Annotated in this window: 11 protein-coding genes and 1 pseudogene; 7 read left to right on the forward strand and 5 right to left on the reverse strand. The window is 58.0% G+C overall.

What is annotated here, in order from left to right; genetic code table 11:
• Positions 1 to 2: 2 nt before the first annotated feature.
• On the reverse strand, positions 3 to 3,779 hold the full coding sequence (gene tamB, locus LPQ25_RS23505; RefSeq protein ID WP_012737220.1) for an autotransporter assembly complex protein TamB: 3,777 nt from the start codon (positions 3,777 to 3,779) through the stop codon (positions 3 to 5).
• Positions 3,776 to 5,509, reverse strand: a complete 1,734-nt coding sequence (tamA, locus tag LPQ25_RS23510; protein WP_004178361.1) for an autotransporter assembly complex protein TamA — start codon at positions 5,507 to 5,509, stop codon at positions 3,776 to 3,778. Before tamA ends, tamB begins: the two co-directional genes overlap by 4 nt.
• A 208-nt stretch (positions 5,510 to 5,717) precedes the next feature.
• Between tamA and msrA the strand changes: the two genes are divergently transcribed.
• The 3 genes and pseudogenes from msrA to LPQ25_RS23525 all read left to right on the forward strand — a co-directional run.
• Positions 5,718 to 6,356 (forward strand): peptide-methionine (S)-S-oxide reductase MsrA, encoded by a 639-nt coding sequence (gene msrA / locus LPQ25_RS23515; protein ID WP_004177674.1) that lies wholly within the window; start codon positions 5,718 to 5,720, stop codon positions 6,354 to 6,356.
• A 180-nt stretch (positions 6,357 to 6,536) separates the two neighbouring features.
• A complete protein-coding gene (locus LPQ25_RS23520; protein WP_002886718.1) occupies positions 6,537 to 7,874 on the forward strand; it encodes a polyamine export protein PaeA in 1,338 nt (445 codons plus the stop codon).
• A gap of 69 nt (positions 7,875 to 7,943) precedes the next feature.
• A pseudogene (locus LPQ25_RS23525) lies at positions 7,944 to 8,075 on the forward strand (helix-turn-helix domain-containing protein); the annotation flags it as partial.
• A 61-nt stretch (positions 8,076 to 8,136) separates the two neighbouring features.
• Here LPQ25_RS23525 and LPQ25_RS23530 read toward each other — a convergent pair.
• Positions 8,137 to 8,343: a DUF1107 domain-containing protein gene (locus tag LPQ25_RS23530; protein WP_002886707.1), complete on the reverse strand. Its 207-nt coding sequence runs from the start codon at positions 8,341 to 8,343 to the stop codon at positions 8,137 to 8,139.
• Between the two features lie 323 nt (positions 8,344 to 8,666).
• Here LPQ25_RS23530 and LPQ25_RS23535 point away from each other — a divergent pair, with 323 nt between their 5' ends.
• Positions 8,667 to 9,224 carry a YtfJ family protein gene (locus LPQ25_RS23535; protein WP_002886706.1) on the forward strand — a complete coding sequence of 186 codons (558 nt, stop codon included), beginning with the start codon at positions 8,667 to 8,669 and terminating at the stop codon, positions 9,222 to 9,224.
• On the opposite strand, the gene cysQ is transcribed toward LPQ25_RS23535, so the two are convergent.
• Entirely contained in the window at positions 9,214 to 9,957 is a 744-nt protein-coding gene (gene cysQ / locus LPQ25_RS23540) for a 3'(2'),5'-bisphosphate nucleotidase CysQ (RefSeq protein ID WP_002886705.1), read from the reverse strand. The genes LPQ25_RS23535 and cysQ overlap by 11 nt on opposite strands.
• Positions 9,958 to 10,148: 191 nt before the next feature.
• On the opposite strand from cysQ, the gene cpdB reads away from it, so the two are divergent.
• The gene (cpdB, locus tag LPQ25_RS23545; RefSeq protein ID WP_004177678.1) at positions 10,149 to 12,092 is read left to right on the forward strand and encodes a 2',3'-cyclic-nucleotide 2'-phosphodiesterase; all 1,944 of its coding nucleotides are present in this window, start codon (positions 10,149 to 10,151) and stop codon (positions 12,090 to 12,092) included.
• Between the two features lie 54 nt (positions 12,093 to 12,146).
• On the opposite strand, the gene LPQ25_RS23550 is transcribed toward cpdB, so the two are convergent.
• Entirely contained in the window at positions 12,147 to 12,518 is a 372-nt protein-coding gene (locus tag LPQ25_RS23550) for a winged helix-turn-helix transcriptional regulator (RefSeq protein ID WP_012737218.1), read from the reverse strand.
• An 89-nt stretch (positions 12,519 to 12,607) separates the two neighbouring features.
• On the opposite strand from LPQ25_RS23550, the gene LPQ25_RS23555 reads away from it, so the two are divergent.
• Together LPQ25_RS23555 and LPQ25_RS23560 are read left to right on the forward strand one after the other, a co-directional pair.
• Positions 12,608 to 13,456 carry an SDR family oxidoreductase gene (locus LPQ25_RS23555; RefSeq protein WP_002886702.1) on the forward strand — a complete coding sequence of 283 codons (849 nt, stop codon included), beginning with the start codon at positions 12,608 to 12,610 and terminating at the stop codon, positions 13,454 to 13,456.
• 77 nt (positions 13,457 to 13,533) lie between these two features.
• A complete protein-coding gene (locus LPQ25_RS23560) occupies positions 13,534 to 14,358 on the forward strand; it encodes an AraC family transcriptional regulator (protein ID WP_014908082.1) in 825 nt (274 codons plus the stop codon).
• Positions 14,359 to 14,433: the final 75 nt, after the last annotated feature.

Consider the following 14,433-nt stretch of genomic DNA (forward strand, 5'->3'; position numbering starts at 1 on the left):
TGCTAAAACTCAAACTGATAGAGCAAATCGAGCGCCTGATCGATGCCAGACACCGCTTCCACATATAGCTTAGGCATCAGGCGATAACGTAAAGTCAGCGTCGCCAGGGAATCGAAGATACCGACCCCGTATTTTACCTGTAGACCCGGCAGTACATAGCCGCTGACCACCACCTGGGAAGAATCGCCTACCCCTTCGGTGTCCAACGCCAAGTTGCTTACGCCAAACGTCTCGCCGATTTTACCCACAACCTGACCACTTTGTGCAACCCCCATACCAATAAGCATTGAGGTCATCGCGGCGCTATCGCTCTGACCACTACTCAAACCCTGGCCGCGCAGCAGATAAGACAGCGCTTCCTGCTGGGACATAACCGGATCAGAGAAGATCTCCGCTTTCGGCTGATCGGCGGAGCCGGTGACGCGAACGCCGGCGATCACATCGTCTTCGGTGGCATCCGGGTTACGAATCGCTTCGATATTCAGCAACGGCTGATCCGGCGGACCGGAGAACAGCAGCTCCCCTTTGCGGACAATCAAGTCCTGACCATAGGCGTGGAAACGGCCGTCCGGAATATTAATCTGCCCGTTGAGGCCCAGCCCCTGCTTGTCCTGCGCCACTTTCAAATCACCGGTCAGACGCGCTTTCAGGCCGAAGGCTTCCAGACGAACGTTGTTGCCGACGTGAATGGTCAGGTTGCTGTTGATCGGGATGCTGGCGCTCTGCTGCTTAATCGGCTTGAGGTTTTTATCCAGCATCACTTCATCAGAGGAGACGCCGACCGCGCTCTCCGGCACCTCGTTGACCACGATCCGCGCCCAGGGCACATCCACTTTGCCGTCGAGATTGAACAGGCTTGGCGTGGCGGTAAACACCACATCCGGCGATACATCGAGACGCACCATCGGCGGCACCGTGATCCGCACCCGGCTGCCTTTCGCCGCAATTTGCGCCCGCCAGTTATCGATCTGCGTCCAGTCGGCGTTACCGCTGAGGGCGATTTGCCCCTGGCGGGTGTTCACCGTCCCTTGCAGGGTCGAGCGCGTGCCGTTGAAGTTCATCGCCAGCTGGCTCGGCTGCATATCAAACGGCATAAAGTTGCCGTCGATATCCACCCCGCTCAGCTGCATCTGGCCGAACAGCTGCGGACTTTTCACATTGCCGCCCAGACGCAGACGGGCGTTGAGCCTTCCCTCTGCCTTTTCACCACGAGCGAAAATCGGGTTGATCATCGCCAGCGAGAAGTTGCTGATATTGACGTTGCCGCCGAGGTTACGCCGCCCCTGCGGGTCGGTGACCTGCACCTGCCCATCCAGCTGACCGTTGTTGGTCAGGCGGATAAGCCAGCCCAGCTCGGCGCGATTGTTGTGCAGGTCGGCGCTGAGGTTCAGCGTATCGAACGCCACCGGCAACGGCGCGTCGTTGACGACCTGGGTCACCTTGACGTTGCGCCCGCTGAGGGTCACTTTGCCCTGCGGCAGTCCCTCTTTGGTGGTGTCCCAGCTCACATCGGCATTACCAGTAAACACGCCGCTGGCCTGGGTCGCCTCCGGCATAAACGGCTTGAGCATCGCCAGATCGAAGCGGTTGAGATTCACCCGCGCCCGTCCGCTGGCGCCCGCGTCAATGGTTTCAGGCACGCAGAGCTCGGCGTTCGGGTTGGTCCAGCAGTGTGGCCCGATGCTGATTTTCTGCTCCAGATTGCGATAGTCCAGCGCAATGCTGCGCGTCAGCGCTACCGGCCCCACCGGCGTCTGGAAGCGGGTATCGCTCAGTGAGCCCTTCCAGCGTTCGGCCTGACGATCGAAGCTACCTGCCAGCGCCAGCTGGCCGGAAACCGGATCGCCCTGCACGCGTAGCCGCAGCTCATGCTGTTTCTCTGTACCTTTGGCATTGAGCTGCACCAGGCTGATATTGACCCCCGGCTGGCTGATGCGATCCACCCGCACGTCCAGGTTACCGCCAATCTGATCGGTGGATTTCACATCCCCTTTGACGTTGACCTGGGCGATGGTCAGCTCCTGCCAGCGCAGCGCCCGGGCGGTGATGTCGGCCAGCAGCTGCGGCGCATCGACAGTGCCGCGCACTTTTACCAAGCCCTTCGCCGTCCCGCCGAGCCCCGGCAGCGCATTATCCAGGTGCGGCGCATCGATGGTGGCGTCGAGATTAAGATCCTTCACCCCCAGCTCGCCTTTGATATCAGCGCTGTTCGGGCCTAACGCCAGATGCAGTCCCGGGATTTTCCACTGCAGATAGCTGTTACCCTGCAGCGAGCCCGCCACATCCACTTTGTTCTGCTTCACGTTGCCGGTAATTTTCAGCTCCGGCACCGACATCTGCCAGCTGCCGCCGTACAGGCTGCCCTGGGTCTTGATCCGGCCGTTAAGCTTCGACGGCCAGTCCGGCACCTCTTTGGCGGTGTTGATGCCGTCGAGGGTCAGCTCGCCGCGCCAGCTGATCGCCTGCTGCCAGTCGAGCAGCGCCTTCAGCTCGGTTTTCCCTTCCAGGGCGTTGACCGTCAGCTTGTCGAGATTGATCTGCCGTTCATTGCCTTTGGCGTTGAGGGCGATTTTCGCCGGCGGCAGCGATTGACCTTTCACCGCGGTGGAGAAGGCCAGCGCATAGTCGGTCATTTTGCCGCTGAACTTCAGCTGGACATCGTCGGCCTGGAACTGCTTCTCGCCGCTGAACGGCCAGGCGAGCTGCTTACTCTTCAGCTCCATATTGAGCGGCAGCCCGGCCTCCGCCAGCTGCGCATCCGCGCGCAGCGTGGCCGCGACCGGCCCGCTTAAGTCCACTCCGACTTTGAGCGTTTTACGCACTTCGCCGCCCACCTTCAGCTGCACCTTCTCCCCTTTCATCGGGTCGACGTTCAGGGTTCCGGCGAGGGTAATGTCCACCGGCCAGTTATCCTGCAGCTGCGCGCTGCCCGAGGCGCTGACCTTGCCCTGATCGGAGTCGATATCAAGGGCGTCGAGCTTCATCTGGCCGTCAATACTGCTGACTTTCAGCAGCAGGTTATACACGGTGATATCGGTATCGCCGGTCAGGCGCAGCTGCTCGCCGCGGAACGCCTGAATATTGAGGTTCAGCGGCAGATGGACATCGGTCATCGCCGGCAGCACCGGCTGCGAGAAGAGGTCGGTCATCGTCTCGCCGAGCGGTTTTTCCTGCGGCTGCGGGTTGTCAATTTTCGGCTCAACCACCTGCTCCTGCGCCACTTTCGCCACCTTAGGCAGGGCGATCAGCAGCCCCTGCAGCGAGGTCGGCGTCAGGGTCAGATTTTTCTCCTGCCAGTTCAGGCCGGTGGAAAAATCGCGTACGGAGACCGCGGTATCATCGATTTTAACGTTGACGTTATGCAGCGCGACGCGGCTGAGAGTGATCGGATAAGGAGTGGAGAGATTCAGCGGCCCGCTGTCCTCTTCCTCGACCGGCGCTGAGGGCGGCATCTTCTTGGTATCGACGGCGACGTAAATATCGCGCAGCGCGATGTCGTTTACGCACAGGCTGCTGTCCCACAGGCAGCGCAACCTGACGCTGAGGTGAAACTGACCGGCGGTCACCGCCACCCCGGGCTGTTCGTAGCGAACATTATCGAGGGTTAAATCACGCCAGCCACCGGTCACTTTGCCGATTTCCAGCCCCGGTACCCAGCGATCCGCCGCTTTGAACACCAGATGCAAGCCGGTGGTGGTCCCCACCAGGAACCCGACGGTGCCCAGCAGGAGCACCAACACGATTAAGACGCCGAGGCTTATCTTCTTCCATAAACTCATAATTCAGGCCCCAGACCGATGTAAAACTGTAAACCATGCTCTTCTTTGTCGCCGATCGGCCGGGCGATATCCAGCTTGATCGGTCCCACCGGCGACTGCCAGCGCACGCCCACCCCGGCGCCGGTTTTGAAATCGCTCTCGCGAATATCGCTGACCGCTTCGCCGCTATCGATAAAGACGGCGCCCCACCATTTACCACTGACGTTGTACTGATACTCCAGCGAGCCGGTGGCCAGCTTCGAGGCCCCGATCAGCTTGCCGTCATCGTCCTTCGGCGAGATAGATTTGTATTTATAGCCGCGAATACTGCGGTCGCCCCCGGCGAAAAAGCGCAGATCCGGCGGCACCTTGTCAAAGTTGTCCGCTTCGATCCAGCCAAGGTTGCCGCGCACCACAAAGCGGTGGCGGTCATAGAGGGTACGGATCCAGACGTCCTGGGCCTGCATCACGATGAAGTTGATGTCCGAGCCCCACATGGTGTTGGAGTAGTCCACCGAGTAGCGCTGGGAATCGCCCCAGGTAGGCATCAGGCCGCCGCGGGAGCGAGTGCGGTTCACCGAGACCCCAGGATAAATCAGCATGGTGGTGTTGGTGACGTTCGCCTGGGTAAAGTGATCCAGGCTCCAGCGCAGGTTAATCGCTCGCTGCCAGCCGCTCGACATCTCCCAGAAACGCGAGACCCCCAGGGTGGTAGAGTCGGCCTGGGTATCATTGAGGTCGGTACGCTTAAAACCGCCCTGCATCAGATAATACTGTTCAAGGGGGCTCTTCAGCAGTGGGACTTTATAGGTAAAGTCGAACTGCTGCTCCGGGGCGGAGAGGCTGACGCTGGAGGTCAGGCTGTGGCCATACGAGTTGACCCATGGTTTTTTCCACGTGGCTTTCACCCGCGGACCGACGTCTGTGGAATAGCCGACCCCGGTTTCCACGGTGTTCTCTTTGCGAGGCGAGACAACGCCCTGCAGAGGCAGCACCTTGGTTTTCCGCGACTTAGCAAAATCAGGCGCCACCACCACCGAACTGAACCAGCCGGTCGCCGCCAGGCGGCGGTTTAGCTCGGCCAGGTCCTGCGAGGTGTAGTAGTCGCCCTCTTTAAACGGCACGAGGTTTTGCAGGTATTCATCGCGGATTTGCGAGCCAGAGAAAGTGACGTGGCCAAAGCGATAGCGTTCGCCGCTGTCGTAATCGATATCCCAGAACGCCTGATGACGGTCGAGGGAGACCCCGAGCTGGCTCTTAAGAAACTCGCTGTCAAAGTAGCCTTTGCGCAGGGCGACGCGGGTCAGCGAGCTCTTGAAGCCGTCGTAATCGCCGTGGTTGAGCACCGTCCCGATGGCCGGGCGCGTTTTCAGCAGCGCCAGGTAGTCGCTATCGGTGCGGGCGCCGCCGCGCAGAATCACCTCGGTTCCGCCAATGCGCACCGGTTCTCCCGGGGTCACTTTGGCGATCAGCACCTGACGTCCCCTTTTCGGCGGCGGACGCAAATCAAATTCAATCGTCGGCTCGTAATAACCCAGCGCTTTCAGACCTTCGCGAATGGCGTCATCGACGCGCGCGCGAAAGCGACGATCCGGCGTGACTTCATCGCTCTGGATGGTGGAAAGCTGGGCGCGAACGTTTTTCTCCAGCTCCCCGGATAATCCCTCAACCTGCAAACGCACATTCGCTGCGCTGGCGACCCCGCTGACCAGCAAAAGGCTGGTGACACATAACTGGCGGATTTTTAGCACATTTTCTCCTGAATATCCCTGTTTCCTCTACAGGAAACACTGGCGCCGCTCCACGGCTTAACAAAACCCTAACAACATAGGGTTGAAAAAGTGGCAATAACCCAAATAATTCTTATGTATTAATCTAGACGTATTACGCGTATTTATTGTGTTAAAAGACACGCTTCGTTACAACCTTAACGACGATTTCTGTATTGAGAGGCCAACCGTGAGTCTATTTGATAAAACGCATCTTGTCGCCCAGGCGGATGCGCTGCCTGGACGCAATACCCCCATGCCAGTGGCGACGCTCCACGCAGTTAACGGCCACTCGATGACCAACGTCCCGGCGGGGATGGAAGTGGCGCTGTTCGCCATGGGCTGCTTCTGGGGAGTTGAGCGCCTGTTCTGGCAATTGCCGGGGGTTTACAGCACCGCCGCAGGTTACACTGGCGGCTATACGCCCAATCCGACCTATCGCGAAGTATGCAGCGGCCAGACCGGTCACGCGGAAGCGGTACGCGTGGTTTATGATCCGCAGGTGATTAGCTATGAGCAGTTATTGCAGGTGTTCTGGGAAAATCACGACCCGGCGCAGGGTATGCGGCAGGGTAACGACCACGGCACCCAGTACCGCTCGGCGATTTACCCGCTGACCCCGGAACAGACGGAGGCGGCAAAGGGCAGCCTCGCGCGCTTCCAGGCGGCGATGAACGACGCGCACGATACCCGTCACATCACCACCGAGATCGCCACCGCCAAACCGTTCTACTATGCCGAGGACGATCACCAGCAGTATCTGTATAAAAACCCGCACGGCTATTGCGGCATCGGCGGCATTGGCGTCTGCCTGCCGCCTCAGGCGTAATTCTGATTTCCGCCTCAACAGCGAGGCGGTCAATGAACGCTCTGGCGGCTTTACATTCCCTTACGCTATACTAGCCAGTGTGACAGCCGGTCCAGCGCCTTCGGACCGGTTTTTTATGTATTCCACATTTGAGTTATCAACTTCCCTTCCGAGGATCTGGCCTCAACGGTCAGAAAAGATATGTTAAACAGTATTTTAGTAATACTCTGTCTGATAGCCGTCAGTGCGTTTTTTTCGATATCGGAAATTTCACTGGCAGCCTCACGTAAAATCAAACTGAAACTGCTGGCCGATGAAGGCAACGTCAACGCACAGCGGGTGCTGAAGATGCAGGAGAACCCGGGCACCTTCTTTACCGTCGTGCAGATTGGCCTCAACGCCGTCGCCATTCTTGGCGGTATTGTGGGCGACGCGGCTTTCTCACCGGCGTTTCATAGCCTGCTCAGCGGGTATTTGTCGCCGGAGCTCTCCGAGCAGCTGAGCTTCATCATCTCTTTTACCCTGGTCACCAGCTTGTTCATCCTGTTTGCTGACCTGACTCCGAAACGCATCGGTATGATTGCGCCCGAAACAGTGGCCCTGCGCATCATCAACCCGATGCGCTTCTGCCTGTTAGTCTTCCGCCCGCTGGTGTGGTTGTTTAACGGCATGGCCAACATGATCTTCCGCATCTTCAAACTGCCGATGGTGCGGAAAGACGATATCACTTCCGATGATATCTATGCCGTGGTCGAGGCCGGCGCGCTGGCCGGGGTGCTGCGCAAGCAGGAGCATGAGCTAATTGAGAACGTGTTCGAGCTGGAGTCCCGCACCGTTCCTTCCTCCATGACCCCGCGTGAAAGCGTCATTTGGTTTGATTTGCACGAAGACGAGCAGAGCCTGAAGAATAAAGTGGCCGAACATCCGCACTCGAAGTTCCTCGTCTGTAATGAAGATATCGACCACATTATCGGTTACGTCGATTCAAAAGATCTGCTGAACCGCGTGCTGGCGAACCAGAGCCTGGTGCTGACCGGCGGCGTACAGATCCGCAACACGTTGATCGTGCCGGACACCCTGACCCTGTCGGAAGCGCTGGAAAGCTTCAAAACCGCCGGGGAAGACTTCGCGGTGATCATGAATGAATACGCGCTGGTGGTCGGGATCATCACTCTCAACGACGTAATGACCACCCTGATGGGCGACCTCGTCGGCCAGGGGCTGGAAGAGCAGATTGTCGCCCGCGATGAAAACTCGTGGCTGATCGATGGCGGTACGCCGATTGATGACGTGATGCGCGTGCTGGATATCGACGAGTTCCCGCAGTCCGGGAATTACGAGACCATCGGCGGCTTTATGATGTTTATGCTGCGTAAAATCCCCAAACGCACCGACGCGGTGAAGTTCTCCGGCTATAAGTTTGAGGTCGTGGATATCGATAACTACCGTATCGACCAGCTGCTGGTGACCCGCATCGATAACAAGCCAACGGTGCTGGTGCCGAAGCAGGCGGAAACGGCGGAAAGCCAGAACGCCTGAGCGTAATCTTTTCTCTCTCCTAAGGGCGGATGACCATCCGTCCTTTTTTATGGCCCAAATGGTTATCCCACACTCCCACTTAACAAAATTGCTTTATCGGTGGGCTACAGCGATCCGGTCTATTTCACCCGCTTGTTTCGTAAACATAACGGCATCCCACCGGGCGAATATCGCAAACGCTATGCGGAAATGAAGGGCTAAAAACATCAACGGCTCCCATCGGGAGCCGTCTTTTACCTACTACGTACTGCTACGTGCCAGGTTATGCCATCTCAGTTTGCAGACGCAACACCTGACGATTGACTTCGGACATCACTGACAGATGCAGCTTGTCCTTGACCTTCGGGATAAGGATTTTGCCCTTATCAAATTCAAATGCGCCAACGTCCTTGATGTACAACCGTCCACGAAACAGGATCTTCACGTACTTCGCCACTTGCAGCGGATTGTAGCGTTGGAAAATTTTCATTCTTCTCTCCTGCCAGGGTTACGCTCTTGTGGTGCCACAGTTAGCCCACGTCTTGGGAGCGCAAATTTTAATGCCCTAAAACTATAGTCCAGAATCTCAGAGGGACCCAGTATGTATAAGTTTATTTACCCTTTGATGACAATAATTCAGAATTTTCGTTTCAGACATACGATGAAGTAAGTATAAGTCGCCGTTTTACGACTAATTTGTGCGTCAACACGCAAACTGGCATCCTCATTGCGGGTAATCACCGTCAATCGCACTTATGATTAAACGAGACCAAGTGGTCGGATCACCTGCATAAAAATGATTAAGGATTGCGCATGACCCTACGTAGCATACTGGCCGCCTCGTTACTGCTTCTCCCGCTGCTGGCCACAGCGCATAACTTCGTCGACGGCCAGCGCGTGGCGCCCGTTGGCGTCGCGGATCGGGGAGAGCTTATTCTGGATAAGGATAAGTTTAGCTATAAAAACTGGAATAGCGCCCAGCTGGCGGGAAAAGTGCGCGTGGTCCAGCACATCGCCGGACGCTCGTCAGCAAAAGAGAAGAATGCCAACCTGATCGAGGCGATTAAAGCGGCGGGCTTCCCGCACGATCGCTATCAGACCACCACCATTGTAAACACTGACGACGCCATCCCGGGCACCGGGATGTTTGTACGTAACAGCATTGAAAGTAATAAAAAGCTCTTCCCATGGTCGCAATTTATCGTCGACAGCAACGGCCTGGTGCGGAAGGCCTGGCAGCTGGACGAGAAGAGCTCGGCGATCGTGGTGCTGGATAAGAACGGGCGTGTGCAGTGGGCTAAAGACGGCGCCCTCACCCAACAAGAGGTGCAGCAGGTGATCGACCTGCTGCATAAATTGCTTAATAAATAGAGACCCGGAAGCCGGGGTTAAGGAAGGATTCACGCGGCGTGTAGTCGAGGGTTTTCCCCTGCCAGTCGTGAACATGCGCCCCGGCGGCCACCGCGACCGCATGGCCGGCGGCGGTGTCCCAGGTGCTGGTCGGCCCGAAGCGCGGATAGAGCTGGGCCTGACCTTCCGCCACCAGGCAGAATTTCAGCGACGAACCGATTGAGGTGGTCTGGTGTTCGCCCAGTTGCTCAAGATACTCCTGCAGCTCCGGATCGTTGCTGTGGGAGCGGCTAATCACCACCAGCGGCGGACGGGCATCGCGGACCTGGATCTGCTTGCGTACGCCACACTCTTCTTTCCAGGCTTTACCATTTTGCGCGCTGTACATCACCTTCATCACCGGCGCATAGACAACGCCCAGCGTCGGCTTGCCGTTTTCAATCAGCGCGATATTGACGGTGAATTCGCCGTTACGCTTAATAAACTCTTTGGTGCCGTCCAGCGGGTCGACCAGCCAGTAGCGCTGCCAGTGCTGGCGCACTTCCCAGGACGGCGGGTCCTCCTCGGAGAGGATCGGGGTATCCGGATCCAGCGCCTGCAGGCCGCTGACAATGACTTTATGCGCTGCGATATCCGCCGCCGTGACCGGAGAATCATCTTTCTTGCTGGCGACGTTGATCGGCTGGTTTCCATCGTAGACTTCCATGATGGCATCGCCCGCATTCCGTGCAAGCTGACATACTTGTTCTAACATTCTCCACCTCGTCTGGTTACAGTGGCGTTAACTCGTTGTTTTATTTATATCGCATCACCGCGAGTTCCGCTATCTGTGATAACGATGGCGGTTTCTCTGCCCGCTTTTCTGGCAAGATTCACATTTCTGTAAGCAACAGAATATAAATACATTTTCTTCTGTGCTATCGCTCATAAAAAAGGACGCCTCTGATGATTAAGTTTAGCGCAACGCTCCTGGCCACGCTGATCGCCGCCAGCGTCAACGCCGCGACGGTCGACCTGCGGATCATGGAAACCACCGATCTGCACAGCAATATGATGGACTTCGACTATTACAAAGATGCCGCCACGGAGAAATTCGGCCTGGTGCGTACCGCCACCCTGATCGAACAGGCGCGGGCAGAAGTTAAAAACAGCGTGCTGGTGGACAACGGGGATGTGATCCAGGGGAGCCCGTTAGGCGACTATATGGCGGCAAAAGGGCTCAAAGAGGGCGATGTACATCCGGTATATAAGGCGATGAACACCCTGAATTACGCCGTCGGCAACCTGGGCAACCATGAGTTCAATTACGGTCTCGACTTCCTGCACAAGGCGCTGGCCGGGGCGAAGTTCCCCTACGTGAACGCCAATATCATCGATGCCAAAACCGGCAAACCGATGTTTACGCCGTACCTGATCCAGGATACCCGGGTCGTGGACAGCGACGGTCAAATCCACACCCTGCGCATCGGCTATATCGGCTTTGTGCCGCCGCAGATCATGACCTGGGATAAAGCCAATCTTAACGGCAAGGTGACGGTCAATGACATTACCGAAACCGCGCGCAAATATATCCCGGAGATGCGGGCGAAAGGGGCTGATGTGGTGGTAGTGGTCGCTCACTCCGGCCTCTCCGCCGACCCGTATCAGGCGATGGCCGAGAATTCGGTTTACTACTTAAGCCAGGTGCCCGGCGTGGACGCCATTATGTTCGGCCATGCCCACGCGGTGTTCCCGGGTAAAGACTTCGCCAACATCAAAGGCGCGGATATCGCCAAAGGGACGCTAAACGGCGTACCGGCGGTGATGCCGGGAATGTGGGGCGATCATCTCGGGGTGGTCGATCTGGTGCTAAATAACGACAGCGGTAAATGGCAGGTAACTCAGAGTAAAGCGGAAGCGCGGCCAATCTATGACGCGGTGGCGAAGAAATCACTGGCGGCCGAAGATGGCAAGCTGGTGGCGGTGCTGAAAGCCGATCATGACGCCACTCGCGAATTCGTCAGCAAGCCGATCGGCAAGTCCGCCGACAACATGTACAGCTATCTGGCGCTGGTGCAGGACGACCCGACGGTGCAGGTGGTCAACATGGCGCAGAAAGCCTACGTAGAACACTATATTCAGGGCGACCCGGATCTGGCGAAGCTGCCGGTGCTCTCCGCCGCCGCGCCGTTTAAAGTCGGCGGGCGTAAAAACGATCCGGCGAGCTTTGTCGAAGTGGAGAAAGGCCAGCTCACCTTCCGCAATGCCGCCGACCTCTATCTCTACCCCAACACCCTGGTGGTGATGAAGGTCAGCGGGAAAGAGGTTAAGGAGTGGCTGGAATGCTCTGCCGGACAGTTTAACCAGATCGATCCCGCCAGCAGCAAGCCGCAGTCGCTGATCAACTGGGACGGCTTCCGCACCTACAACTTCGACGTCATTGACGGGGTGAACTACCAGATCGACGTCACTCAGCCGGCCCGCTACGACGGCGAATGTCAGATGATCCATCCGCAGGCAGAGCGTATTAAGCACCTGACCTTCAATGGAAAACCGGTTGATCCGCAGGCTACTTTCCTGGTCGCGACCAATAACTATCGCGCTTACGGCGGCAAATTCGCCGGCACCGGTGAGAGCCATATCGCCTTCGCCTCACCGGATGAAAACCGTTCGGTGCTGGCGGCGTGGATTGGCGCGCAATCGAAGAAGGAAGGCGCGATCCATCCGGCGGCGGATAACAACTGGCGTCTGGCGCCGATCCACAGCAACACGCCGTTGGATATTCGTTTTGAGACCTCGCCTGGCGACAAAGCCGCGGCGTTTATCAAAGAGAAAGCGCAGTATCCAATGCGCCAGGTGGCCACCGATGATATCGGCTTCGCCATTTATCAGCTGGATTTGAGCAAGTAATGCCTGTTCCCCGGTGGCGCTGCGCTTACCGGGGCTACAGGGAGTGATACATTTTCACTCCCCTTGGTTAGCCAGCACCGAGGGCAGATTAACCTCGATCCAGTCCGCCAGGGCGGCCACCTTCTCGCTCACCTGCAGGCCGAGCGGCGTCAGGCTATATTCAACGTGCGGGGGCACCACCGGATAAGAGACGCGGTCGATAAAACCATCCTGCTCCAGCGCCTGCAGCGACTGCGCCAGCATCTTTTCGCTGACCCCGCCCATCTTACGGCGCAGATCGCTGAAACGGTGGGTTCCCTCGCGCAGCGCCACCAGAATCAACACGCCCCAGCGGCTGGTGACATGTTTAAGCACATCGCGCGACGGGCACTGTTCCGCAAACAAATTGCCGGTGCGCAGTTTCTCGCTCAGCGTCGGTTCGGCCATTTCACACTTACCTTTTTGTACGTACTTACTAAAAGTTAGTTAAGGTGGTAGCTTACCACAACTGCCAATAAACACGAAGGAGAAGACCCATGATCGCTCTTACCGGTGCCACCGGCCAGCTTGGTCACTACGTTCTGCAAGACCTGCTTAACACCGTCCCTGCCAGCCAGATTGTGGCGATTGTCCGCAACCCGGCCAAAGCCCAGGCGCTCAGCCAGCAGGGCGTGGTTGTCCGCCAGGCCGACTACAGCGACGAAGCGGCGCTGACCGCCGCGCTGCAGGGCGTGGATAAACTGCTGTTAATCTCCTCCAGCGAAGTCGGCCAGCGTGCTGTACAGCACCGCAACGTCATTAACGCCGCCAAAGCCGCCGGGGTGAAATTCATCGCCTATACCAGCCTGCTGCATGCCGACACTTCGCCGCTGGGTCTGGCCGCAGAGCATATCGAAACCGAGCAGATGCTGGCCGACTCTGGTATCGCTTACGCCCTGCTGCGTAACGGCTGGTATACCGAAAACTATCTGGCCAGCGCGCCGCCGGCGCTGGAGCATGGCGTGTTTATCGGCGCCGCCGGCGAGGGTAAAATCGCCTCCGCCACCCGCGCGGATTATGCCGCCGCTGCCGCCCGCGTTATCGCCAGTGAGGGTCATGAAGGCAAAATTTACGAACTGGCGGGTGATAACGCCTGGACGCTGAGCGACCTGGCTGCCGAGCTGAGCAAGCAAAGCGGGAAAAACGTGGTCTACCAGAACCTCAGCGAAGCCGATTTCGCCGCCGCGCTGAAAAGCGTCGGCCTGCCGGCCGGGCTTGCCGATATGCTGGCGGATTCCGACGTCGGCGCGTCGAAAGGCGGACTGTTTGACGACAGCCGCACCCTGAGTACGCTGATCGGCCGTCCAACCACCTCCCTTGCCGAGAGTGTAAAAGGCATTCTGTAACCGCCCCTCTCAGCTTTTGCGGTTGCGTCCCGGCGGTTCCTCTCTCATATTGAAGGGATAACCGTCGGGAGGCAGGCATGCAGGGCGTACCACCGCAATTTAGTGATGAAAAAGATCGCGCGCGCTTTCGCCATCTCGAACAGTTGCCCGGGGTGGAGCTTTACCACGCCCATATTTCCCGCTACGCCTTTGAACCCCATACCCACGAAGCCTTCGGCATCGGCGTGATTGAGCAAGGCGCGGAGCGCTTTCGCTACCGCGGCAGCCAGCATATCGCCGCCGCGAACGCTATTGTCACCATGAATCCCGACGAGCTGCACACCGGCGAAGCGGAAACCGCCGACGGCTGGCGCTACCGGATGATTTATCTGGAGCCGGACCGTCTGGAAGCCATCACCGGGGTGCGCGACTGGTGGTTCAGCGAGGTGGTCCGCGAGGATCCCCTGCGTTCCCGACAGATTGGCCAGCTGATTTATGGTCTGTGGCATAGCGACGATCCGCTGGCCCAGCAGGGAATGCTGCTCGACCTCATCGACACCTTCCGCCCTCTGGCCCACCATGCCTCTGCGCAAGGTGAGGCCGGGCATCGCTTCGACCGCGTGCGCGACTACCTGCACGATAACTATATGCGCCCCATCACCCTCGACGAGCTGGCGCAGGTGGCGGCGCTGAGCCCGTACCACTTTCAGCGCCAGTTTAAAGCCCACTATCACGTAACGCCCCATCAGATGCTGATGGCCATCCGTCTGTGGCGCGCCAAAGCGTTCCTCACCCACGGCATGCCCGCCGCCGAAGTGGCGATAGCCGTCGGCCTCACCGACCAGTCCCACCTGACCCGCGCCTTCACCCAGCGTTACGGCATTACGCCGGTGCGCTATCAGAAGCAGGTCGCCAGGCGCTAATGCGCAATCTCATACAATATTCCTGCCCGGCCCCCTTCTACACTGCAGACAACGGTAATGACAACGGATGCAATG

This window comes from Klebsiella sp. KPN54798 (genome assembly GCF_021184225.1).
In the GTDB taxonomy this organism is placed as follows: domain Bacteria; phylum Pseudomonadota; class Gammaproteobacteria; order Enterobacterales; family Enterobacteriaceae; genus Klebsiella; species Klebsiella pneumoniae.